General features: G+C 72.3%; 23 protein-coding genes, 1 pseudogene and 1 riboswitch. Of the genes and pseudogenes, 2 read left to right on the top strand and 22 right to left on the bottom strand.

Annotation, left to right across the window (positions count from 1 at the left end; all coding sequences use genetic code 11):
* Positions 1–2: 2 nt before the first annotated feature.
* The 7 genes and pseudogenes from thiC to QSK20_RS15210 form a co-directional block, all read right to left on the bottom strand.
* Positions 3–1,595: a phosphomethylpyrimidine synthase ThiC gene (gene thiC, locus QSK20_RS15180; RefSeq protein ID WP_285789256.1), complete on the bottom strand. Its 1,593-nt coding sequence runs from the start codon at positions 1,593–1,595 to the stop codon at positions 3–5.
* 20 nt (positions 1,596–1,615) lie between these two features.
* Positions 1,616–2,401, bottom strand: coding sequence for a bifunctional hydroxymethylpyrimidine kinase/phosphomethylpyrimidine kinase (gene thiD, locus QSK20_RS15185; RefSeq protein ID WP_285789257.1), 786 nt, complete (start codon positions 2,399–2,401; stop codon positions 1,616–1,618).
* A 227-nt stretch (positions 2,402–2,628) separates the two neighbouring features.
* Positions 2,629–3,228: pseudogene (locus QSK20_RS15190) on the bottom strand (thiamine phosphate synthase); the annotation flags it as partial.
* A gap of 74 nt (positions 3,229–3,302) precedes the next feature.
* Complete coding sequence (locus QSK20_RS15195) at positions 3,303–4,070, bottom strand: thiazole synthase (RefSeq protein ID WP_396864424.1); 768 nt, start codon at positions 4,068–4,070, stop codon at positions 3,303–3,305.
* A 5-nt stretch (positions 4,071–4,075) separates the two neighbouring features.
* Positions 4,076–4,276: a sulfur carrier protein ThiS gene (gene thiS / locus QSK20_RS15200; RefSeq protein WP_285789259.1), complete on the bottom strand. Its 201-nt coding sequence runs from the start codon at positions 4,274–4,276 to the stop codon at positions 4,076–4,078.
* Between the two features lie 78 nt (positions 4,277–4,354).
* Positions 4,355–5,497, bottom strand: coding sequence for a glycine oxidase ThiO (gene thiO / locus QSK20_RS15205; RefSeq protein WP_285789260.1), 1,143 nt, complete (start codon positions 5,495–5,497; stop codon positions 4,355–4,357).
* Positions 5,491–6,117 (bottom strand): thiamine phosphate synthase, encoded by a 627-nt coding sequence (locus tag QSK20_RS15210; protein ID WP_285789261.1) that lies wholly within the window; start codon positions 6,115–6,117, stop codon positions 5,491–5,493. The genes thiO and QSK20_RS15210 overlap by 7 nt, the downstream gene beginning before the upstream one ends.
* A riboswitch (TPP riboswitch) is annotated at positions 6,112–6,221 on the bottom strand. Its footprint overlaps the gene before it by 6 nt.
* 159 nt (positions 6,222–6,380) lie before the next feature.
* Here QSK20_RS15210 and QSK20_RS15215 point away from each other — a divergent pair.
* Entirely contained in the window at positions 6,381–7,301 is a 921-nt protein-coding gene (locus QSK20_RS15215) for a type IV toxin-antitoxin system AbiEi family antitoxin (RefSeq protein ID WP_285789262.1), read from the top strand.
* A 110-nt stretch (positions 7,302–7,411) separates the two neighbouring features.
* Here the strand turns inward: QSK20_RS15215 and QSK20_RS15220 are convergent, their stop codons facing one another.
* From QSK20_RS15220 to QSK20_RS15230, 3 genes are all read right to left on the bottom strand, one after another.
* Positions 7,412–8,356, bottom strand: coding sequence for an aldo/keto reductase (locus tag QSK20_RS15220; RefSeq protein ID WP_285789331.1), 945 nt, complete (start codon positions 8,354–8,356; stop codon positions 7,412–7,414).
* A gap of 134 nt (positions 8,357–8,490) precedes the next feature.
* Positions 8,491–10,170, bottom strand: coding sequence for an ABC-F family ATP-binding cassette domain-containing protein (locus QSK20_RS15225; protein ID WP_285789263.1), 1,680 nt, complete (start codon positions 10,168–10,170; stop codon positions 8,491–8,493).
* 41 nt (positions 10,171–10,211) lie between these two features.
* Positions 10,212–10,817, bottom strand: coding sequence for a class I SAM-dependent methyltransferase (locus QSK20_RS15230; protein ID WP_285789264.1), 606 nt, complete (start codon positions 10,815–10,817; stop codon positions 10,212–10,214).
* 123 nt (positions 10,818–10,940) lie between these two features.
* On the opposite strand from QSK20_RS15230, the gene QSK20_RS15235 reads away from it, so the two are divergent.
* Positions 10,941–12,137, top strand: coding sequence for a hypothetical protein (locus QSK20_RS15235; protein WP_285789265.1), 1,197 nt, complete (start codon positions 10,941–10,943; stop codon positions 12,135–12,137).
* Positions 12,138–12,165: 28 nt separating this feature from the next.
* Here QSK20_RS15235 and truA read toward each other — a convergent pair whose 3' ends face one another.
* From truA to secY, 12 genes are all read right to left on the bottom strand, one after another.
* The gene (gene truA, locus QSK20_RS15240) at positions 12,166–12,996 is read right to left on the bottom strand and encodes a tRNA pseudouridine(38-40) synthase TruA (protein WP_285789332.1); all 831 of its coding nucleotides are present in this window, start codon (positions 12,994–12,996) and stop codon (positions 12,166–12,168) included.
* A 68-nt stretch (positions 12,997–13,064) separates the two neighbouring features.
* Complete coding sequence (gene rplQ / locus QSK20_RS15245) at positions 13,065–13,625, bottom strand: 50S ribosomal protein L17 (protein WP_088982069.1); 561 nt, start codon at positions 13,623–13,625, stop codon at positions 13,065–13,067.
* A gap of 34 nt (positions 13,626–13,659) precedes the next feature.
* The gene (locus QSK20_RS15250) at positions 13,660–14,682 is read right to left on the bottom strand and encodes a DNA-directed RNA polymerase subunit alpha (RefSeq protein ID WP_088982068.1); all 1,023 of its coding nucleotides are present in this window, start codon (positions 14,680–14,682) and stop codon (positions 13,660–13,662) included.
* A 100-nt stretch (positions 14,683–14,782) separates the two neighbouring features.
* Positions 14,783–15,409 (bottom strand): 30S ribosomal protein S4, encoded by a 627-nt coding sequence (rpsD, locus tag QSK20_RS15255; RefSeq protein ID WP_285789266.1) that lies wholly within the window; start codon positions 15,407–15,409, stop codon positions 14,783–14,785.
* 13 nt (positions 15,410–15,422) lie between these two features.
* Positions 15,423–15,830 carry a 30S ribosomal protein S11 gene (rpsK, locus tag QSK20_RS15260; protein ID WP_030329919.1) on the bottom strand — a complete coding sequence of 136 codons (408 nt, stop codon included), beginning with the start codon at positions 15,828–15,830 and terminating at the stop codon, positions 15,423–15,425.
* An 18-nt stretch (positions 15,831–15,848) separates the two neighbouring features.
* Positions 15,849–16,229 (bottom strand): 30S ribosomal protein S13, encoded by a 381-nt coding sequence (gene rpsM, locus QSK20_RS15265; RefSeq protein WP_088646990.1) that lies wholly within the window; start codon positions 16,227–16,229, stop codon positions 15,849–15,851.
* A gap of 265 nt (positions 16,230–16,494) precedes the next feature.
* Positions 16,495–16,608: a 50S ribosomal protein L36 gene (gene rpmJ, locus QSK20_RS15270; RefSeq protein WP_088982067.1), complete on the bottom strand. Its 114-nt coding sequence runs from the start codon at positions 16,606–16,608 to the stop codon at positions 16,495–16,497.
* 97 nt (positions 16,609–16,705) lie between these two features.
* A complete protein-coding gene (gene infA, locus QSK20_RS15275; RefSeq protein WP_007073013.1) occupies positions 16,706–16,927 on the bottom strand; it encodes a translation initiation factor IF-1 in 222 nt (73 codons plus the stop codon).
* A 229-nt stretch (positions 16,928–17,156) separates the two neighbouring features.
* A complete protein-coding gene (locus QSK20_RS15280) occupies positions 17,157–17,663 on the bottom strand; it encodes a DUF1707 SHOCT-like domain-containing protein (RefSeq protein WP_502888905.1) in 507 nt (168 codons plus the stop codon).
* A 218-nt stretch (positions 17,664–17,881) separates the two neighbouring features.
* Complete coding sequence (map, locus tag QSK20_RS15285) at positions 17,882–18,733, bottom strand: type I methionyl aminopeptidase (protein WP_285789268.1); 852 nt, start codon at positions 18,731–18,733, stop codon at positions 17,882–17,884.
* A gap of 112 nt (positions 18,734–18,845) precedes the next feature.
* Positions 18,846–19,499, bottom strand: coding sequence for an adenylate kinase (locus tag QSK20_RS15290; RefSeq protein ID WP_285789269.1), 654 nt, complete (start codon positions 19,497–19,499; stop codon positions 18,846–18,848).
* On the bottom strand, positions 19,500–20,828 hold the full coding sequence (gene secY, locus QSK20_RS15295) for a preprotein translocase subunit SecY (protein WP_285789270.1): 1,329 nt from the start codon (positions 20,826–20,828) through the stop codon (positions 19,500–19,502).

Below are 20,828 nucleotides of genomic sequence, written 5' to 3' on the forward strand. Positions count from 1 at the left end.
GGTCAGGCCAGCGGAAGGTAGACCCGGCTCCCCGAGGCGACGAACTCCTCGGACTTGTCCCGCATGCCCCGGGCCGCGTAGTCCTTCAACTCCTGCGTGATCTTCATCGAACAGAACTTCGGCCCGCACATCGAGCAGAAGTGCGCGGTCTTCGCCGGCTGGGCGGGCAGGGTCGCGTCGTGGTACGCCCGCGCGGTCTCCGGGTCCAGCGAGAGGTTGAACTGGTCCTCCCAGCGGAACTCGAACCGGGCCTTGGAGAGCGCGTCGTCCCGGGCCTGTGCGCCGGGATGCCCCTTGGCCAGGTCGGCCGCGTGCGCCGCGATCTTGTAAGCGATCACGCCGGCCTTCACGTCGTCCCGGTCGGGCAGGCCGAGGTGCTCCTTCGGCGTCACGTAGCAGAGCATCGCGGTGCCGAACATGCCGATCATCGCCGCGCCGATGGCCGACGTGATGTGGTCGTACGCGGGCGCGATGTCGGTGGTCAGCGGGCCGAGCGTGTAGAACGGGGCCTGGTGGCACCACTCCTGCTGGAGGTCCACGTTCTCCTTGATCTTGTGCATCGGCACGTGTCCCGGGCCCTCGATCATCACCTGCACGTCGTGTGCCCAGGCGACGCCGGTCAGCTCACCGAGGGTCCGCAGCTCGGCGAACTGGGCCTCGTCGTTGGCGTCCGCGATCGAGCCCGGTCGCAACCCGTCGCCGAGGGAGAACGTGACGTCGTAGCGGGCCAGGACCTCGCAGAGCTCGGCGAAGTGGGTGTAGAGGAAGTTCTCCTCATGGTGGGCCAGGCACCAGGCGGCCATGATGGACCCGCCCCGGGAGACGATCCCGGTCACCCGGTCGACGGCCAACGGCACGTACGGCAGCAGCACCCCGGCGTGCACGGTCATGTAGTCCACGCCCTGCTCGGCCTGCTCGACCACGGTGTCCCGGAACACCTCCCAGCTCAGCTTCACCGGGTCACCGCCGATCTTCTCCAGCGCCTGGTAGATCGGCACCGTCCCGATCGGCACCGGCGAGTTGCGGACGATCGCCTCCCGGGTCTCGTGGATCCGCCGGCCGGTGGAGAGGTCCATCACGGTGTCCGCGCCCCACCGGGTCGCCCAGGTCAGCTTCTCCACCTCCTCGGCGACCGAGGAGGTGACCGCCGAGGTGCCGATGTTGGCGTTCACCTTGACCAGGAACGCCTTCCCGATGATCGCCGGCTCGCACTCGGGGTGGTTGACGTTCAACGGCAGCACCGCCCGTCCGGCCGCGATCTCGGCCCGGACGAACTCCGGGGTCACGCCCTCCCGGATCGCCACGAACTCCATTTCCGGGGTGACGGTTCCCGCCCGGGCATACCGGAGCTGCGTCGGCCGTTTCCCGGTCACGCCCGCGAGCGGGGTGCCCGCCCCGCGTACCGGGGCGACGTCGCCGCGTTCGGCGATCCACGGTCCACGCAGCGGTGGCAGTCCGACCTCCGGGTCGGAGCCGGGGCCGGAGGTGTCGTAGAGCCGCACCGGCGGGTTGTCCCCGGTCAGCTCCACCTCGGCGAAGGGCACCCGGACATCCGGCCGGGACCCCTCGACGTAGACCTTGCGTCGTGCCTGCATGACAGCCTCCCTGGTGGTCGTCAGGACCAGCCGAAGTGGTCCAGCGGGCCACGGCCCGCGCCCAGTTCCCAGTTCCGCGCGCCGGTCAGCGCGCGGGTGACGTACTCCTTGGCGGTCGCCACCGCCGTCGGCACCGGTTCGCCCGCCGCCAGTCGGACGGCGACCGCCGCCGAGAACGAGCAGCCGGTGCCGTGGTTGTGCCGGGTGTCCACCCGGGGCGCGCGGAGCACGGTGGTGCCGCCCGGCCCGTGCAGCACGTCGACCGCCTCGCCGTCGGTGTCCACGTCGCCGCCGGTGACCACCACGTACGCCGGGCCGCCGGCCGCGAGCGCCTCGGCGGCGGCGACCATCTCCCCGACCGTGGTCACCGGCGCTCCGGTGAGGGCCTCGGCCTCCGCCCGGTTCGGCGTCACCACCAGCGCGTACGGCAGCAGCCGCTCGACCGCCCCGACCACGCCGAGCCGGTGTCCGCTGGTGGCGACGAGCACCGGGTCGACGACCAGGTTCGGCAGCCGCCCGGCCCGGGCCGCCCCGGCCACCACGTCGGCGATCGCCGGGGTGCCGAGCATGCCGGTCTTCACCGCCCGGACCCGGAAGTCACCGAGCACGCTGTCGAGCTGGTCGGTGACCGTGGCCGGGGGCAGCGGCAGGACGGCGTCCACGCCCCGGGTGTTCTGCGCGGTCACGGCGGTGAGCACGCTGGTGCCGTACGCGCCGAGCGCGGCGAACGCCTTCAGGTCGGCCTGGATGCCGGCACCGGCGCCGGAGTCCGAGCCGGCGATGGTCAGCACGGTCTTCGGGGTCACTGTCGGTCTCCGGTGGTAGCGGTTTTGGTTGCGGTGGGGGGCTGCGGCCGGGCGTGCCCACTCCGGGCGGTCAGGCTTGGTCCCTCCGTGGTCACGCCCGGCCGCAGCCCCGGGTCGGAGACCTTCGTCCCGACGTTTCGGGTAGCTGGGACGGGGGTGGCGACCTTCGTATGGGCGTGGCGGGTAGCTGGTCCGGGGGTGGCGACCCTCGTCTCGGCGTGGCGGGTAGCTGGCCCGGGGGTGGTCGCCTGCTCGAAGGCGTGGGTCAGCGTGGCGGCGGCCTCGGTGGGGTGCTCGGCGCGCATGAGGGCGCCGAGCACCGCCACGCCGACCGCGCCGGCCGCGACGCAGGAGCGCACCTGGCCGGGGGTTTCGATCCCGCCGAGGGCGAGGACCGGCACCGGGCTGACCCGGACCAGCTCGGCCAGGCCTTCGGGGCGCAGGGGTGGCCCGTAACCGGGTTTGGTCGGGGTGGGATGGACGGGCGAGACGGTGACGTAGTCCTCGGTGGTGAGTCGGGCCAGTTCGGCCGCGTCGTGGCAGGAGCGGCCGACCAGGCCGAGTCGGGGCGGCGGGTACGGGCCGGCGGCCGGCAGGTGGACCGCGTCCCCGTCCAGCGGGTCGGGGCCGGCGACGACCAGGGTGCCGCCCGCGTCGGCCAGGATCGCCCGCAGCTCGGCGGCGAGGGCGGCGCGCTCGGGACGGGGCAGGTCCTTCTCCCGCAGCACCACCCAACGCACTCCCCCGGCCACCGCTGCGGCGACGACCTCGGCCAGCCCCCGGTCGGCCGACCGCCGGTCGGTCAACAGCACCACACCGGACGGGATCGTGGTGGGGACGGGCCCGCCCGGGGGCCGATGCGCACCACGATCGGGAGGTCGAGCGGCGGCGAGCGGGGCGGTCACAGCTCCGGCCGTCCCTCGTCGGGTGTGGACGCCAGCGCGTGGAAGCGGCGTGGGATCCGACCGGCCCGGTACGCCAGCCGTCCCGCCTCGACGGCGTGCCGCATCGCGCCGGCCATCGCCTCCGGGTCCGCGGCCCGGGTGACCGCGCTGGCCAGCAGCACCGCGTCGCAGCCGAGTTCCATGGCGAGCGCGGCGTCACTGGCGGTGCCGATGCCGGCGTCCAGGACCACCGGCACGTCGACCTCCTGCCGGATCAGCCGGATGTGGTGTGGATTGGTGACGCCCAGGCCGGAGCCGATCGGCGCGCCGGCCGGCATCACCGCCGCACAGCCCACGTCGACCAGCCGCCGGGCCAGCACCGGATCGTCCGAGGTGTACGGCAGGACGGTGAATCCGTCGTCGACGAGTTGTTCGGCGGCGCGCAGCAGTTCCACCCCGTCGGGCAGGAGGGTCCGCTCGTCGCCGATCACCTCCAGTTTCACCCAGTCGGTGTCGAAAGCGTCCCGCGCCAGGTGGGCGACCTTCACCGCCTCCCCCGCCGTGTAGCAACCGGCGGTGTTGGGCAGCAGCCGCACGCCGCACCGGTCGAGCAGGTCCAGCAGGCCGCCGTGCCCGCTGGTCGGGTCGACCCGGCGCAGCGCCAGGGTGACCAGCTCGGTGCCGGAGGCGCGGATCGCCCGTTCCAGCACGTGCAGGTTGGCCGCGCCACCGGTGCCCAGGATCAGCCGGGAGGCGAACGTCGTACCGCCGAGGACGAAGGACATACTGCTCACCCGCCCTGAGCCGCGCTGAGCACCTCGACCCGGTCGCCGTCGCGCAGCGCCGTGGCCGGCCAGCCGGCCCGGGGCACCACCTCGCCGTTGACCGCGACCGCCACCCCGCGCTGGTCGGCGGTGACCTCGCGGACCAGGTCCGCCACCGTCGCCGCGTCGGGCAGGCTCCGCCCGACGCCGTTGACCGTCAGTTCCACCTGTCGTCCTTCCGTTGCAGATCACGGACTTCCGTGACGTGTTCGTGGGTCACGGAGCGTGCGTACGCCCTGGTGGGGTCAGCGACCGGTCGCCGGCCGGGTGGGCGGGCCGAACCGGTCCGGGGCGAAGGGGGCGAGCATCGCGTCGGGGGTTCCGGTGGTGACCAGGTCGGCGACCAGGTCGGCGGTGACCGGGGTGAGCACGATGCCGTGCCGGTGGTGGCCCGACGCGACCAGCACCCCGGGCCGACCGGGGAGCGCGCCGATGACCGGGGCGTTGTCCGGGGTGCCGGGACGGAAGCCGACCGTCGTCTCGACCAGGTCGTACTCGGCCAGCTCGGGCAGGAGGTCGACGGCCGCCCGGAGCAGTCGCAGCACCGCCCCGGCGGTGACGGCCGGATCCGTGCGCTCCTCGACGGTCGCCCCGACCACCACCTCCCCGTCGGCGCGGGGCACGACGTACACCTGCTCGCCGTCGACGTACCCCCGGACGACGTGCCGGAAGCCCGGCGGACCGCCACCGGGCGCGCGGAGCCGGAGGATCTGCCCCTTCACCGGCCGGACCGGCAGGCCGGTGAGGGCGGCGGTGCCGCAGCCGGCGGCGACCACGACGGCCGGCGCGACCACCTCGTCGAGCCGGCCGACCGGGGCGTCGACCAGCACCGCGCCGGCCCGCTCGGCGGCGGTACGCAGGGCCACCAGCAGGCGGCGCGGGTCGACCTGGTGGTCGCCGGGGGCGAACGCGCCGCCCCGCACCCCGGGCGCGAGCGCCGGCTCGCGGTCCCGCAATCCGCTGGGGCGCAGCGCGGTGACCGGCAGCCCCAGCTCCCGCTGGTACGCCCCGAGCCGGCGTACCTCGGCCAGGTCGTCGCCGGTGAGACCGACGATCAGGGTGCCCTCGGTGCGGTACCCCAGGTCGACGCCGCTGGCGGCGGTCAGCTCGGCGGCGAATCCCGGCCAGCGGGCGGCGGACTCGACGAGCAGCCCGGTCAGCGCGGTCTCCCCGAAGTACGCCTCGGCGACCGGGGCGAGCATCCCGGCGGCCACGGTGGACGCCCCCGAACCGGACGCCGGATCGTTCACGGTCACCGACAGTCCCCGGGCGGCGCAGCGCCACGCGATCGCCCACCCCACCGCGCCACCCCCCACCACCGCCACCTCCGGTGCAAGCAGGGGACCCCTGTTACCGCCTTTTGATGAGCAAGGGCCCCCTGCTACCACCTGAGGGCTCCGAGCAGCTCGGCGGTCGCGCGGGCCGGGTCGGCGGCGGTGGAGAGCGCCCCGACCACCGCCACCCCGTACGCCCCGGCAGCGCGCAGCGCCGGCACCGTCGCCGCGGTCACCCCGCCGATGGCGATGACCGGCACCGGCACCGCGTCGGCCACCGCGCGTATCCCGTCCGGACCGATCGGTGCCGGCAGGCCGTCCTTGGTGGTGGTCGTGTGGCAGGGACCGACGCCGAGGTAGCCGGCCCCGGCAGCGACCGCCCGCGCGGCGGCTACCGGTTCCCGGGCGGTCGCGCCGAGCACCGCGTCAGGGCCGAGCACCCGGCGGGCCGCGCCGACCGGCAGATCGTCCGCGCCGACGTGTCCGCCCGCCGCGCCGGCCGCGAGCGCCACGTGCAACCGATCGTTGACCAGGCACGTCGCGCCCACCGGCCCGCACAGGTCGAGGATCCGGCAGGTCAGGTCGTACGCCTCGCGGTCGGTGGCGGAGTCCTCGACCCGGACCTGCACCACCAGCTCGGAGCCGGCGACGCCGAGGGCGGCCCGGACCACGGCGAGCGGATCGCGCCCGGGGCGGGTGTCGGTGACCAGATGCAGTCGTCCCATGGACGGCACGGCAACTCTCCTCCCTGCGCCGGCATTACCCGGATCAGGTTCGACGGTCGGGGGCTCCCAGCCCCCCTCTCAGCCCGGTCCACCGGGCTCCCGTGGGTTACTTGCGTGCCACACCGTACGACGGATCCGGGAATCCGCCAAGGAAGCGGTGTCCGTTTTTCCGCAGGTAGGGATGGTTTTCCCGCAACGAGGACAGTGGAGAAAATCTCACAATTGCCCTTCGGGGGCAGCGCGTGACCGTCCGGTCACGGCATGCTGTCCTGATGCCGCGCCTACCCCAGGTTCCGCCCGGTCTCGAGTCCCGGCCCTTCCGCGGCAGCACCGCCGTGGCCCACGGCCTTCTCACCTGGACGATGTTGCGCGGACGCGCCTGGCAGCGGCTGCTGCCGGACGTCTACGTGCACCGGGCGGCCCAGCGACCGGACGACCATCGCATGTGGTGCAAGGCCGTGGCACTGGTGCTCCCGGCCGGCGCCGCGATCGCCGGGTTGAGCGCGGCATACCTGTGGGGCGCCGGTCTGCTGCCGCCGGACGCGCCGGTCACCGTGGTGCTGCCCCGGTCGGCCCGGATGCGCCCGCACGCCCGGGTGGCCGTCACCCGCTCGGTCCTGCCCGACGCTGATCTGACCGTCCACACCGGGCTGCCGGTCACCACCGCGCTCCGGACGGCCTTCGACCTGGGTCGCCGGCCGCCGCGCACCGAGGCGGTGGTCGCCGTCGACGCGCTGCTGCACCATCGCGTGGTGGACCTGCCCGCCCTGCGTCAGTACGCTGCCGGCCGCGCCGGCTGGCCCGGGCTGCCGCTGCTGCGGGAGGTGCTCTCGCTCGCCGATCCGCTCGCCGGGTCCCCGATGGAGACCCGGCTGCGCCTGCTCCTGCTCGACGCCGGGCTACCCACGCCGGCCGTGCGACACGACGTACGCGACGCCGTGGGTCAGCTCGTCGGCCGGGTCGACCTCGCCTACCCCACCCGCCGGGTCGCGGTCGAGTACGAACCCGGCCCGCCCCGCGACCCGGCATGGCTCCGTCGGGAGGCGAACCGGTTCCACGCGCTGCGCGCGGCCGGCTGGCGGGTGTTCCGCTGCACCTCCGACGACGTGCTCCGCCACCCTGCCCGGACGGCCCGGATGGTGGCCGCCGCGCTGCGCGGACGACCCGCGCAACGGGTCAACGGTCTGGTCTGAACCGACCGCCGGCCGGCGTGACACGGATGGCTGCGCCGCCATCCGGGTCCGCTTCCGGCGGCGCGCTCCTGCTCGGTGAGATCGGCCAGCGGTCGGTGCGGAACCGGTGGTCAGAGAAGGGCGCGCAGGGCGGCCAGGTCGTCGTCGTCCGGCTGCCAGGCGCCGGCCTCGGCGTTGGCCCGTACCTGCTCCGGCGTGGTGGCCCCGGCGATCACCGAGGTGACCGCCGGCTGGGCGGCCAGCCCACCGATGGCCACCTGGAGCATGGTCAGCCCTCGCTGGTCGGCGTACGCCCCGATGGCCTCGATGGTCTCCCAGTCGGCGGTGGCGAACCGCTGCGCGTACCGTCCGCCCCCGGAGAGTCGACTTCCCGCCGGAGGCTGCTCGCCGCGCCGGTACTTGCCGGTGAGCAGGCCGTCGGCGAGCGGGAAGAACGGCAGCAGCCCGAGCCCGAACCGCTCGCATGCCGGCACCACCTCGGTCTCCACCGCGCGTTCCAGCAGGCTGTAGTGGTTCTGGGCGCTGACGAACCGGGTCGTGCCGGCGGTCCGGGCGGTCCAGTCCGCGTCGGCGATCTGCCAGCCGCTGAAGTTGGAGTTGCCCAGGTAGCGGACCTTGCCGGCGCGGACCAGGTCGTCCAGGGCGGCAAGGGTCTCCTCGACCGGAGTGCCCGGGTCGGGCTCGTGCATCTGGTAGAGGTCGATGTGGTCGGTGCCGAGTCGGCGCAGGGACGCCTCGACCGCCCGGGCGACGTACCGGCGGGCACCCCGCGCACCGTGGTCCGGGCCGTTCATGCCGTTCATGTCCATCCCGAACTTGGTGGCCAGCACCACGTCGTCGCGCCGCCCGCGCAGGGCCGCACCGAGCATCTCCTCCGAGCCGCCCTGCGGCTGGCCGTAGATGTCGGCGGTGTCGAAGAAGTTGATGCCGGCGTCGAGGGCGGCGTCCACCACCGCACGGGTCCCGGCGAGGTCGAGCTTGCGGCCGAAGTTGTTGCAGCCGACACCGACCACGGACACCACGAGCCCCGAGTCGCCCAGCCGGCGGAAGGTCATCTCAGTCACGAGATCAACTCTAGGCCGCGATGGTTGCAGGGGTCCCCTGCTACTCAAAAAGCGGTAACAAGGGTCCCCTGCTACCACCCGACAACCGCCACCACCCGACAACCGTCGCCGGGTGTCGCCGGGTGTCAGCCGACGTCCCAGACCGGCTCGGGGGTCTCGCGGACCTCGCCGTCGCCGGCAAAGAGGACGAAGCGGTCGAACGTGCGGGTGAACCAGCGGTCGTGGGTCACCGCGACCACCGTGCCGGCGAACGCCTTCAACCCCTCTTCGAGAGCCTCGGCGCTGGCCAGGTCGAGGTTGTCGGTGGGCTCGTCGAGCAGCAGCAGCGTCGCCCCGGACAGCTCCAGCAGCAGCACCAGGAACCGGGCCTGCTGCCCACCGGAGAGGGTGCCGAACCGCTGGTCGCCCTGGCCGGCCAGTTCGTACCGGCCGAGGGCGGCCATCGCGGTGTGCCGGTCCATGCCGGCCCGGTGCTCGTCACCCCGCCAGAGGATCTCGACGAGGGTCCTGGCCATCAGTTCGGGGCGGTCGTGGGTCTGCGAGAAGTGCCCGGGGCGGACCCGGGCGCCGAGCCGGACCACCCCGTCGTGGGCGACCGGGGCGAGCGCCGCGGCCCCGTCGACCGGACCGTTCGCCGGGTCCGGGTCGGTGCCGCCCCGGGCCAGCAGGCGCAGGAAGTGCGACTTGCCGGTGCCGTTCGCGCCGAGCACCGCGACCCGGTCGCCGTACCAGATCTCCAGGTCGAAAGGGTAGGTCAGACCGTCCAGTTCCAGGGCCTCGCAGATCACCGCGCGCTTGCCGGTCCGTCCGCCGGTCAGGCGCATCCGGATGTCCTGGTCCTTCGGGGGTACGGGCGGCGGCCCGGCCTCCTCGAACTTGCGCAACCGGGTCTGCGCGGCCTGGTAGCGGGACGCCAGCCCGTCGTTGTACGCGGCCTTCTGCTTGTACATCAGCATCAGCTCGCGCAGTTTCTGGTGTTCCTCGTCCCAGCGGCGGCGCTGCTCGTCGAGGCGGGCGTGCCGGGCCACCCGGGCGTCGTACCAGGTCGCGAAGCTGCCCGGGTGCACCCAGGCGCTGCCGCCCTCGACGGCGACCACCCGGTCGGCGGTCTGGGCCAGCAGTTCCCGGTCGTGCGAGACGTACAGCACGGACTTGGTGGACTCGCGCAGCCGCGCCTCCAGCCATCGTTTGCCGGGCACGTCGAGGAAGTTGTCCGGCTCGTCGAGCAGGAGCACCTCGTCGGGGCCACGCAGGAGCAGTTCCAGGGCGAAACGTTTCTGCTGGCCGCCGGAGAGCGTCCGCACCGGACGGTCCCGGGCGGCGTCCCAGGGCAGGCCGAGGACGATGGTGGCGACGGTGTCGAAGAGCACCTCCGCGTCGTAGCCGCCGACCTCGCCCCAGGCGGCCAGCGCGTCCGCGTACGCGAGCTGAGCCTTGCCGGCGGCGGTGCTGTACTTGCCGCGCACCTCGGCGGTCCGCATCGCCGCCTCGGTCGCGACCAGCCGGTGGCCGGCGTCGCGCAGCGCGGGCGGGGCGAGGCCGAGCGCCAGGTCGGCGAGCGTGGAGTCGTCGCCGATCATGCCGATGAACTGCCGCATCACGCCGAGCCCACCGGCGCGGGCCACGCCGCCGACGGCGATCGGCAGGTCCCCGGCGACCATGCGCAGCAGGGTCGTCTTGCCCGCCCCGTTCGGCCCGACCAGGGCGACCTTGGCCCCCTCACCGACCCGGAACGACACGTCGGCGAAGAGTTCCCGACCGTCCGGCAGGGTGTGCGCCACCCCGGCCACGTCCACGTATCCCACCCGGGCATCCTGCCCGAGCGAACCGGGCCCGGGACATCCATTTACCGGGTGACGCGGAGCACCCGGTAGCCCTTCTGGCTGGCGTGCCGGACGACCTGCCAGCCCTGGTCGGTGAGCCAGCCGTGCAGCGAGTCGCCGCCGAGGTGCCGGGCGACCACGAGCCAGGCGACGCCGTCCGGGGCGAGCCGGGGCAGCCAGCGCCGCAGCAGGGTGTGCAGCTCCTCCTTGCCGACCCGGATCGGCGGGTTGGACCAGAGCTGGCTGAAGGTGACGTCGTCGGGTACGTCGTCCGGCGCGGCCACCCGCACCCGTCCGGCGGCCCCGACCCGGGCGGCGTTCCCGGCGGTGAGTTCACGGGCGCGCTCGTTGACGTCGACCGCCCAGACCGTCGTCGCCGGGGCGTGGGTGGCGAGGACGCAGGTGATCGGGCCGAATCCGCAGCCGAGGTCGAGTAGCGCCCCGGTGGTCTCCGGCGCGGGCAGCTCGGCCTTGCGGAGCAGGACCGCGGTGCCCGGGTCGAGTCGGTCGGCGGAGAAGACCCCGCCGGCGGAGTCCAGGGTGTAGTCGCGCCCGGCGACGGAGAACTCGACCTGCCGCGGCTGGGGCAGGCTCGCGGGACGGGAGCTGAAGTAGTGGTCGCCGGTCACGTCCGCATTCTCCCGCACCGGCGCGGAGGCGCCGGCACCGACGTTCTGCTGTCCGGAGCGGAGCGTCCAGGGCTAATTTCCCGTTTTACTCCCCGAAAGGAGTAATGCACCTAATCTGAGGCCATGGTGTACCGGTACGAGTCCGATGAGGACGCATTGCAGGGGCTTCCGCACTCCGGAGCCGACCCGTCGGTGGCCCGCGCGCGACGCGCCTCCGCCGGCCCCTCCCCCTCCCGCTTCCCGACGCCGGACCTGCCCCCGGTCCCCCGGGTGACCGCCGAGCCGGCCCGGGCCGCCGTTCCGGTGCCAGCCCCGGGCACGCCGGTGCCCGAGGAGAGCCCTGTTCCCGCCGCCCCGCCCGAGCCACAGCCCACCGACCCGGAACCCGCCGCGCCCCAGGCCGCCACGCCACCGACCACCGCACCACAGACCTTCGCACCACAGGCCGCCGCGCCCCAGACCGTCGACCCGGATCGGGCCGCCGGGGCGGAGGGCGCGCCGCAGCCGGCCGCAGCGTCCGCCGTGGTGTCCCCGACGGTACGTGTGCCCCGGATGGGCGGCCGGCTCTGGCAGGTGGTGGTGGGGGGCGCGGCGGTCCTGGTGCTGCTGGCCATCTGCGGCCTCGGCACCGCCGCCATGCTGATGGAACGGGATCCGGCGTCGGAGTCGCAGAGCCCACCGCCCGCCCAGCCCGGCACGGCGCGCACCGATGAACCGGCCCGGACCGACCTGGACTCGCGTGACACCGACCCGCTGCCGCTGACCGCGCGGGAGGTGTTCCCGAGCCAGCAACTGGTCGTCGCCGACGGACAACCGGCGTACCAGGTCCTCAAGACCCACTCCAGCGCGAGCTGCGCGGTGGCGGCCACCGACGACCTCGCCGACCTGCTGGTCCGACTCGGCTGCAACCAGGTCGTCCGGGGCACCGTCCGGGCACCGGACGGCGAGCACCTGGCCACCGCCGGGCTGTTCAACCTCACCGACCAGGCCACCGCCGAGCGGGTCCGGGAACGGATCCGGGAGATCCTCCAGGAGCGCCGGGGCCGGTTCCTGGCCCTGGAGGCCGGCGACGAGACCGAGGCGTTGACCACCGCCTCGGCCCGGGTCGCCTGGCAGGTACGCGGCCACTACATCGCCTACTGCCTGGTGGTCCGGACCGACGGTCAGTCGGTCGGCGCGAACGACCCGGAGGCGAAGCAGGTGCTCCACGACCTGATCGAACGCCACCTCGACAAGGGCGTGCTGGAACGCCGGGCCGAGGGCGACCTCCTCCAGCCCAACCCGGAAGGGACCCGGAGAACGGATCCGGACACCGACTGAGCCGCCGGCCGGCGGGCCGCCCCGGCGCTCAGGACGTGCTCGGCACCCGCAGGCGACGGGTGAGGTCGGCGCGGCGGGCGTACTCCGTCGGGTCGTCGGGGTAGCCGACCGCGACCAGGGTCAGCCCGTGCGCGGGCGCCACGGTCACCTCGCTCGACCGGTCCCGTCGGCTCAGCAGGCTAGCCGGCCAGTCGACCGGGCGTCGGCCGTCCCCGGCGACCAGCATCGCCCCGACCAGGCTGCGCACCATCGCCTGGCAGAACGCGTCCGCCTGCACGGTGGCGACCAGCAGGCCGTCCGGGTCCCGTCGCCAGTCCAGGCGGGTCACCTCGCGCAGCGTGGTGGCGTTCTCCTTGCGTTTGCAGTACGCGGCGAAGTCGTGCTCGCCCACCAGCCCGGCTGCGGCGGCGTTCAACGCGGCCAGGTCCAGCGGGCGCGGCCAGGCCAGCACCTCGTGCCGGCGCAGCGGCTCGGCGCCCCACGGGGCGTCGGTCACCCGGTACTCGTAGCGCCGGAAGGTCGCCGAGAACCGGGCGTCGAAGTCGGCGGGCACCTCGGTCATCGCCCGGATCCGCACGTCCGGCGGGAGCAGCCGGGCGAGCCGGCGCAGCAGCGCGCCCTCGTGTGCGCGCCACACCTCGCCGGGCAGATCGAGGTGACACACCTGCCCGGAGGCGTGCACCCCGGCGTCGGTCCGGCCGGCCACGGTCAGTCCGGTCGCGACGCCCGCCCCGAGCACCAGGTCCAGGGTCGCGGTGAGCACCCCGGCCACCGTCCGCCGCTCCGGCTGCGCGGCCCACCCCGAGAAACCGGTGCCGTCGTACGCGACGTCCAGCCGAAGCCGGATCCGCTCCTCCACTCGTACCTCCGCGTCATGCATCGGGCCCGGCACCCCGAGGGGTGCCGGGCCCGATGGTGGCCTCATGCTCAGGCCTTGTCGTTCTCGCCGGCCTCGTCGCTGTCCTCGCGGGCGGCGGCGGTGTCGCCGGACGCCGACACCGGTGCCTCGGCGTCCTGGTCGCCGCTCTTGGCCTGCGGAGCCTCGTCGGCCGGGGCGAGCGCCTCGACCTTGTCCTGCTGCGCGGCCTTGCGGGCGGCGGTCTTCCGGTTCGCCTTGGCCTCGGCGACCTGAAGCTCCTCGACCAGCTCGATGATCGCCATCGGCGCGGCGTCGCCCTTGCGCGGACCGGTCTTCACGATCCGGGTGTAGCCACCGTTGCGGTTGGCGTACCGGGGCGCGATCTGGTCGAACAGGGCGTAGACCACGTCCTTGTCCTTGACGACGCCCAGCACCCGCCGCCGCGAGGCCAGGTCACCGCGCTTGGCCTTGGTGATGAGCTGCTCGGCCAGCGGACGCAGCCGCCGGGCCTTCGTCTCGGTGGTCTGGATCTTGCCGTGCTGGAACAGCGCGGTGGCCAGGTTGGCCAGCATCAGCCGCTCGTGCGCGGGGCTGCCGCCGAGGCGGGGGCCCTTGGTGGGCGTGGGCATGCCTGTTGCTCCTCGTTTAGATGCTCAGCCGCGGTTACAGCTGCTCGGTCTCGCGGTAGTCGTCGGTGTCGTAGTCAGCCTCGCCGAAGGTGTCCACGACGTGTGCCGGGTCGAAGTTGGGCGCGGAGTCCTTCAGGCCCAGCCCCATCCCGGCGAGCTTCATCTTGACCTCGTCGATCGACTTCTGACCGAAATTGCGGATGTCGAGGAGGTCGGCCTCGGTGCGCCCGATCAGCTCACCGACGGTGTTGATGCCCTCGCGCTTCAGGCAGTTGTAGGAGCGGACGGTGAGGTCCAGCTCCTCGATCGGCAGGGCCAGGTCCGCCGCGAGCTGGGCGTCCTGCGGGGACGGCCCGATGTCGATGCCCTCGGCGGTCTCGTCCAGCTCCCGGGCCAGCCCGAAGAGCTCCACCAGCGTCGAACCGGCGGAGGCCAGCGCGGTACGCGGCCCCATCGACGGCTTGGTCTCGACGTCGATGATCAGCCGGTCGAAGTCGGTCCGCTGCTCGACCCGGGTCGCCTCGACGCGGTAGGTGACCTTCAGGACCGGCGAGTAGATCGAGTCGACCGGGATCCGGCCGATCTCCGCGCCGGCCTGCTTGTTCTGCGCCGCCGTGACGTAGCCACGACCCCGCTCGACGGTCAGCTCCATGTCGAGCCGGCCCTTGCCGTTGAGGGTGGCGAGCTTCAGCTCCGGGTTGTGCACCGAGACGCCGGCCGGGGGCTGGATGTCGCCCGCGGTCACGTCGCCCGGACCCTGCTTACGCAGGTACATGCTGACCGGCTCGTCGTGCTCGGAGCTGACGCAGAGCTCCTTGATGTTCATGACGAGCTCGACCACGTCCTCCTTGACACCGGGGATCGTGGTGAACTCGTGCAGCACGCCGTCGATCTTGATCGAGGTGACCGCCGCACCCGGGATGGACGACAGCAGCGTACGCCGCAGCGAGTTGCCCAGGGTGTAGCCGAAGCCCGGCTCCAGCGGCTCGATGGTGAACCGGGACCGGGTCTCGTTGATCGACTCTTCGGAGAGGGTCGGTCGCTGGCTGATGAGCATGTCTTCTCTTCTCTTCCGGGGCGCCCGCCATATGACGCCCACGACAAACTGTTCCGGTGGTCCGCCCCGGAACGGGACGGACCACCGCAACGAGCTCCGACTACTTCGAGTAGAGCTCGACGATCAGCTGCTCCTGGACCTGCGTGTCGATGACCTGCCGGGCCGGGAGCGAGTGCACCAGGATCTTCATCTGGCTGGGGATCGCCTCCAGCCAGGCCGGCACCGTCTTCGAGCCGGCCTCGGCCTGGGCCACGATGAACGGGGTGAGCTCCTTGCTCTTGCCCCGGACCTCGACGATGTCGTGCTCCTTCACGCGGAACGACGGGATGTCGACCTTCTTGCCGTTCACCGTGAAGTGGCCGTGCTTGACCAGCTGACGGGCCATGTCCCGGGACTTGGCGTAGCCAGCCCGGTAGACCACGTTGTCCAGCCGCGACTCGAGGATCTGCAGGAGGACCTCACCGGTCTTGGCCTGCTTGGCCACGGCCTCCTCGTAGTACCCGCGGAACTGCTTCTCCAGCACGCCGTACACGCGGCGGGCCTTCTGCTTCTCGCGGAGCTGGAGCAGGTACTCCGTCTCCTTGGTGCGGCCCCGGCCGTGCTGTCCGGGCGGGAACGGCCGCGACTCGAACGGGCACTTCGGGCCATCGCACTTGCTGCCCTTGAGGAACAGCTTCATCTTCTCCCGCCGGCAACGGCGGCAGTCAGCACCGGTGTAACGAGCCATCTCTCTCTACCTCTCAGACCCGACGACGCTTCGGCGGACGGCATCCGTTGTGCGGCTGCGGGGTGACGTCGGCGATCTGGCCGACCTCCAGCCCGACGGCCTGCAGCGAACGGATCGCGGTCTCCCGGCCGGAGCCGGGGCCCTTCACGAAGACGTCGACCTTGCGCATGCCGTGCTCCATCGCCCGGCGCGCGGCGGCCTCGGCGGCCAACTGCGCGGCGAACGGGGTCGACTTGCGCGAGCCCTTGAAGCCGACCTGACCGGCGGAGGCCCAGGAGATGACCGCACCGGTCGGGTCCGTGATGGACACGATCGTGTTGTTGAAGGTGCTCTTGATGTGCGCCTGCCCGTGGGCGACGTTCTTGCGTTCCTTGCGCCGGACCTTCTTGACGGCGGCTCCGGCACGAGCCTTCGGTGGCATAAGTCTGTGCGCTCCTAGTTACTTCTTGCCGGGCTTCTTCTTGCCGGCGACGGTCCGCTTCGGGCCCTTCCGGGTCCGCGCGTTGGTCCTGGTCCGCTGCCCGCGCACGGGCAGACCCCGGCGGTGCCGGATGCCGGCGTAGCAGCCGATCTCGACCTTGCGGCGGATGTCAGCGGCGACCTCGCGGCGCAGGTCGCCTTCTACCTTGTAGTTCGCCTCGATGTGGTCGCGGAGCTGGACCAGCTCCTCGTCCGTGAGGTCCCGAGCGCGCTTGTCCGGCGAGATGCCGGTGGCGGCGAGCGTCTCCTGGGCGCGGGTGCGGCCCACGCCGAAGATGTAGGTGAGCGCGATCTCCATCCGCTTTTCGCGGGGGAGGTCGACGCCGACTAGACGTGCCATGTGCGGGCGTACTCCCTTGTGGTGTTCTGGCGGAGGTCTGAGCCCGCCCCACCCCGTTCCGACCGTCGCTCCGACCGGACGCGCCGTGGCGCGTCGCGACCGGGGGCGGTCGTTGCCCGAACGGGCCCCGGCCTCCGACCGGGGGTCAGCCACGTGGGAGTACGCGATGCGTACCGCTCGCGGCTGGGACGAGCTGATGATGTGGTGTCGGGATCCGCGGCCCGAACCGGATCGACCGACCGTCGGACGGTCGGTCAGCCCTGGTTCAGCCCTGGCGCTGCTTGTGGCGCGGGTCGGAGCAGATGATCATGACCCGGCCGTGCCGGCGGATGACCCGGCACTTGTTGCAGATCCTCTTGACGCTCGGCTTGACCTTCACGGTTGCCTTACTTCCCATCTGGCCCGGAGACGCGACGAAGCGCGACACCGGACGTCGAAGACGGACACGGGGACTACCCGGCCGTCGTCAGGCGTGGTTACTTGTAGCGGTAGACGATGCGCCCGCGGGTCAGGTCGTACGGCGAGAGTTCGACGACGACCCGGTCCTCCGGCAGGATGCGGATGTAGTGCTGCCGCATCTTGCCGCTGATGTGAGCCAGCACCTTGTGACCGTTCGCGAGCTCCACCCGGAACATGGCGTTCGGCAGGGGCTCGATGACTCGACCCTCGATCTCGATGGCTCCGTCTTTTTTCGGCATGTCCTCCGCTGTCCTGACGTCGGTTGCTCCGGACGGCCCACAACGTCTTACACGAACTCCTGACAGTGATCAGAGGGTTCGAGCCAGCCGCGGCTCCGGCCGCCGCCGAAGCGCAGGGCGGGCATGCCGGAGTGGACGCTGTGCGCCGATCTGAAAGTGTACGCTCGCCGACCTGCGCTCGCCAAACCGGCCACCCCGGTCACTCGAAATCAGGACAAACAGCCGCTGATCACGCCTCGTCGCCGCTGTCCTGCCTCCGGGCCTCGCGCTTCCGGCGGCGCTTCTCCTGTTTCGCCGCCCAGCGCGCCGGCTCACCGTGGGCCAGGCCACTGACCGTCTGGACCAGGTTCACCGCGCCCCACGGACCGGCCACCCACCCGGGCCAGAAGTAGTACGCCTCCCCCGCCATCAGCGCGGTGACCCCCCAGATCGCCGTCACCAGGGCGACGACCGTCAGCCACGGCTCCCACAACTGCAACAGCCAGCGTCGGGTCGCCCCAGCCGGCACGGCCGGCGCCGCCGGCGGGGGCACCACCGGGACACCTGACGAGGGCACCAGAACGCCCTGCCCACCGACCGGCAGGTCGGCCACCAGGACGTCCAGCTCGGCGTACGTCCGCGCGGCGTACGCCCGACGCAACCGCTCGTCGTACTCGTGCAGGTCCAACCGCCCCTCGTCGAGCGCCACCCGCAACCGCTGTGCCGACATCTCCCGGTCGGTGTCGGCCGCCCGCATCCCGCTCCGGTCCATGGGCCGAGTGTGCCACCGGTCGACCACCCCCGGCCCCGGCTCCCACCTGCGTGCGGGCAGGTGGCACCGGAGGACCGGGCGAGCGGGCGGTTCCCGGCGGTCGGTGACCGGGAGCCGGCGGTCGGCCCGAGGTGGATAGGTGACCGGGAACCGGCGGTCGGCCCGGGGTGAGGAGGTGACCGAGAAGGGCGGCGGACGACCGGTCAGAGCGCGGGCGAGCCGGCGGGCTGGCGGGAGGTCACCAGGTCACCCAGGCGGGCCCGGCCGCCGTCCGGGGCGGTGAGCACCCAGACACCGTCCTCCAGCAGCGCCATGGAGTGCTCGACGTGTGCGGCGACCGAACCGTCCCGGGTCGCCACCGTCCAACCGTCGGCCAGCTCGACCGTACGCGGCGACCCCATCGTGATCATCGGCTCGATGGCGAGCGCGATCCCCGGGACCAGGCGCGGCCCGCGCCCCGGACGCCCGTGGTTGAGCACGTGCGGGTCCTGGTGCATCTCGGTGCCGATGCCGTGCCCGCCGTACCCGTCGACGATGCCGTACCGGCCGCCCTTACGGACCGCCTTCTCCACCGCGTGGGAGATGTCGGTGAGCCGGCCCCGGCCGTTCGCCGCCCCTCGGGCCGCGGCGGCGATTCCCGCCCACATGGCGTCCTCGGCGACCTCGGCCATCCGCAGCAGCGCGGGATCGACCGTACCGACCCCGACGGTGATCGCCGCGTCGCCGTGCCAGCCGTCCAGGACCGCGCCGCAGTCGATCGAGATCAGGTCGCCCTCCCGGAGGACCTGGTCGGGCGCGGGGATGGCGTGCACGACCTGCTCGTTGACCGAGGAACAGATCGAGGCGGGGAACCCGTGGTAGCCCTTGAACGAGGGGACCCCGCCGGCACCCCGGATCACCGACTCGGCGATCGCGTCCAGGTCGGCGGTGCTGACCCCCGGTGCCACCGCCTCGCGCATCCGCTGCAGGGCGGCGGCCACCACCAGGCCGGCGGCCCGCATCTTCTCGATCTGCTCGGGGGTCTTCAGCTGGATGTCCAGCTGGGGACGGCGCATGACGCGGTTACCTTTCGTCAACGGGAGGCGGGGGCACGACGGGACGCGCTCGTACTCCTCGCACTCTAGCCGCCACGAAGGCAGGGCCCCGGCCGTCGCGGGAGCGCGGGCGTCAGCCGCCGTAGGAACGCAGGGCGTCGATCGCGCGGACGGTGACGTCCTCGACCGGTCCGGTCGCGTCGATCCCGACCAGCTTGCCCTGGGCGCCGTAGTAGTCGACCAGCGGAGCGGTCTTCTCGGCGTACTCGCGCAGCCGGGCGGCGATCGTCTCGGGCTTGTCGTCGTCACGCTGGAACAGCTCCGCGCCACAGCGGTCGCAGATGCCGTCCCGGGTGGTGGCGTCGAACTCGACGTGCCAGATCTTGCCGCAGCCCCGGCAGGTCCGGCGGCCGGAGAGCCGCCGGATCACCTCGTCGTCGTCCACGACCAGTTCGAGCACCAGTTCAAGCGCGGTACCGAGGTCGGCGAGGAGCTTGTCCAGGGCGGCGGCCTGCGGCGTCGTCCGCGGGAAGCCGTCGAGCAGGAAGCCCTCGGCGGCGTCCGGCTCGGCGAGCCGGCCCCGGACCATGTTGATGGTCACCTCGTCCGGGACCAGCTTGCCGGCGTCCATGTAGCGCTTGGCCTCGACCCCGAGCGGCGTCCCCTGCGAGACGTTCGCCCGGAAGATGTCGCCGGTCGAGATCTTCGGAACCGACAGGTGCGCGGCGATGAACTCCGCCTGTGTGCCCTTGCCCGCGCCCGGCGGGCCAACCAGAACGAGTCGCATCTACCGCAGGAACCCTTCGTAGTTCCGCTGCATGAGTTGGCTCTCGATCTGTTTCACGGTCTCCAGACCCACGCCAACCATGATCAGCACGGCGGTGCCACCGAACGGGAAGTTCACGTACGCCTGGCTGTCCAGCCAGATGAAGAAGAAGTTCGGCAGGACCGAGATGAGCGCGAGGTAGAGCGCGCCCGGCAGGGTGATCCGGCTGAGGATGAAGTCGAGGTACTCGGCGGTCGGCTTGCCGGGGCGGATGCCCGGCACGAAGCCGCCGTACTTCTTCATGTTGTCCGCGACCTCGGTCGGGTTGAACGTGATCGAGACGTAGAAGTACGTGAAGAAGATGATCAGCAGGAAGTAGACCGTGATGTAGATCGGGCTGGTCGGGTCAGCCAGGTTGTTCTGGACCCAGGCCTGGGTCTTGCCCGGGTCGTTCTGGTCGAAGAACTGGAGCGCCAGCTGCGGCAGGTAGAGCAGCGACGAACCGAAGATCACCGGGATGACACCCGCCTGGTTGACCTTCAGCGGGATGTAGGTGGAGGTGCCGCCGTACATCCGCCGGCCGATCATGCGCTTGGCGTACTGCACCGGGATCCGGCGCTGGGCCTGCTCGATGAAGACGACCGCGGTGATGACCACCAGGACCAGCAGGATGACGAGGGCGAACCAGCTCCAGCCCTTGCTGATCTTGATCTGCCAGCCCTCGCTGGGGAGGCGGGCGGCGATCGAGGTGAAGATCAGGACGGACATGCCGTTGCCGACGCCCCGGTCGGTGATCAGCTCACCGAGCCACATCACCATGCCGGTGCCGGCGGTCATGGTCATGACCAGGATGGTGAGGGTCAGCCAGTCCGGGATGCCGGTGCCCTGGGGGATGATCGGGAACTGGTCGCACTGGTTGTTGAAGAGCTGACCGGAGCGGGCCAGCGCCACGAAGGCCGACGCCTGGAGCACACCCAGCCCGAGGGTCAGGTACCGGGTGTACTGGGTGATCTTCGCCTGGCCGGCCTGGCCCTCCTTGCGGAGCTGCTCCAGCCGGGGGATCACCACCGTCAGCAGCTGCAGGATGATCGACGCGGTGATGTAGGGCATGATGCCCAGCGCGAAGACCGAGAGCGACAGCAGCGCGCCGCCGGAGAAGAGGTTCAGCAGGTTGAAGACTCCGTTGGAGCCCCCCTCCATGCTGTCGATGCACTTCTGCACGTTCGCGTACGAGACGCCGGGGCTGGGCAGTGTCGCACCGAGCCGGTAGACCGCGATGATGCCGACTGTGAACAGCAGCTTCTTGCGCAGGTCAGGCGTACGGAACGCACTGAGAAAGGCGGACAGCAA

The sequence above is a fragment of the Micromonospora sp. NBRC 101691 genome, assembly GCF_030269285.1.
Lineage (GTDB): Bacteria > Actinomycetota > Actinomycetes > Mycobacteriales > Micromonosporaceae > Micromonospora > Micromonospora echinospora.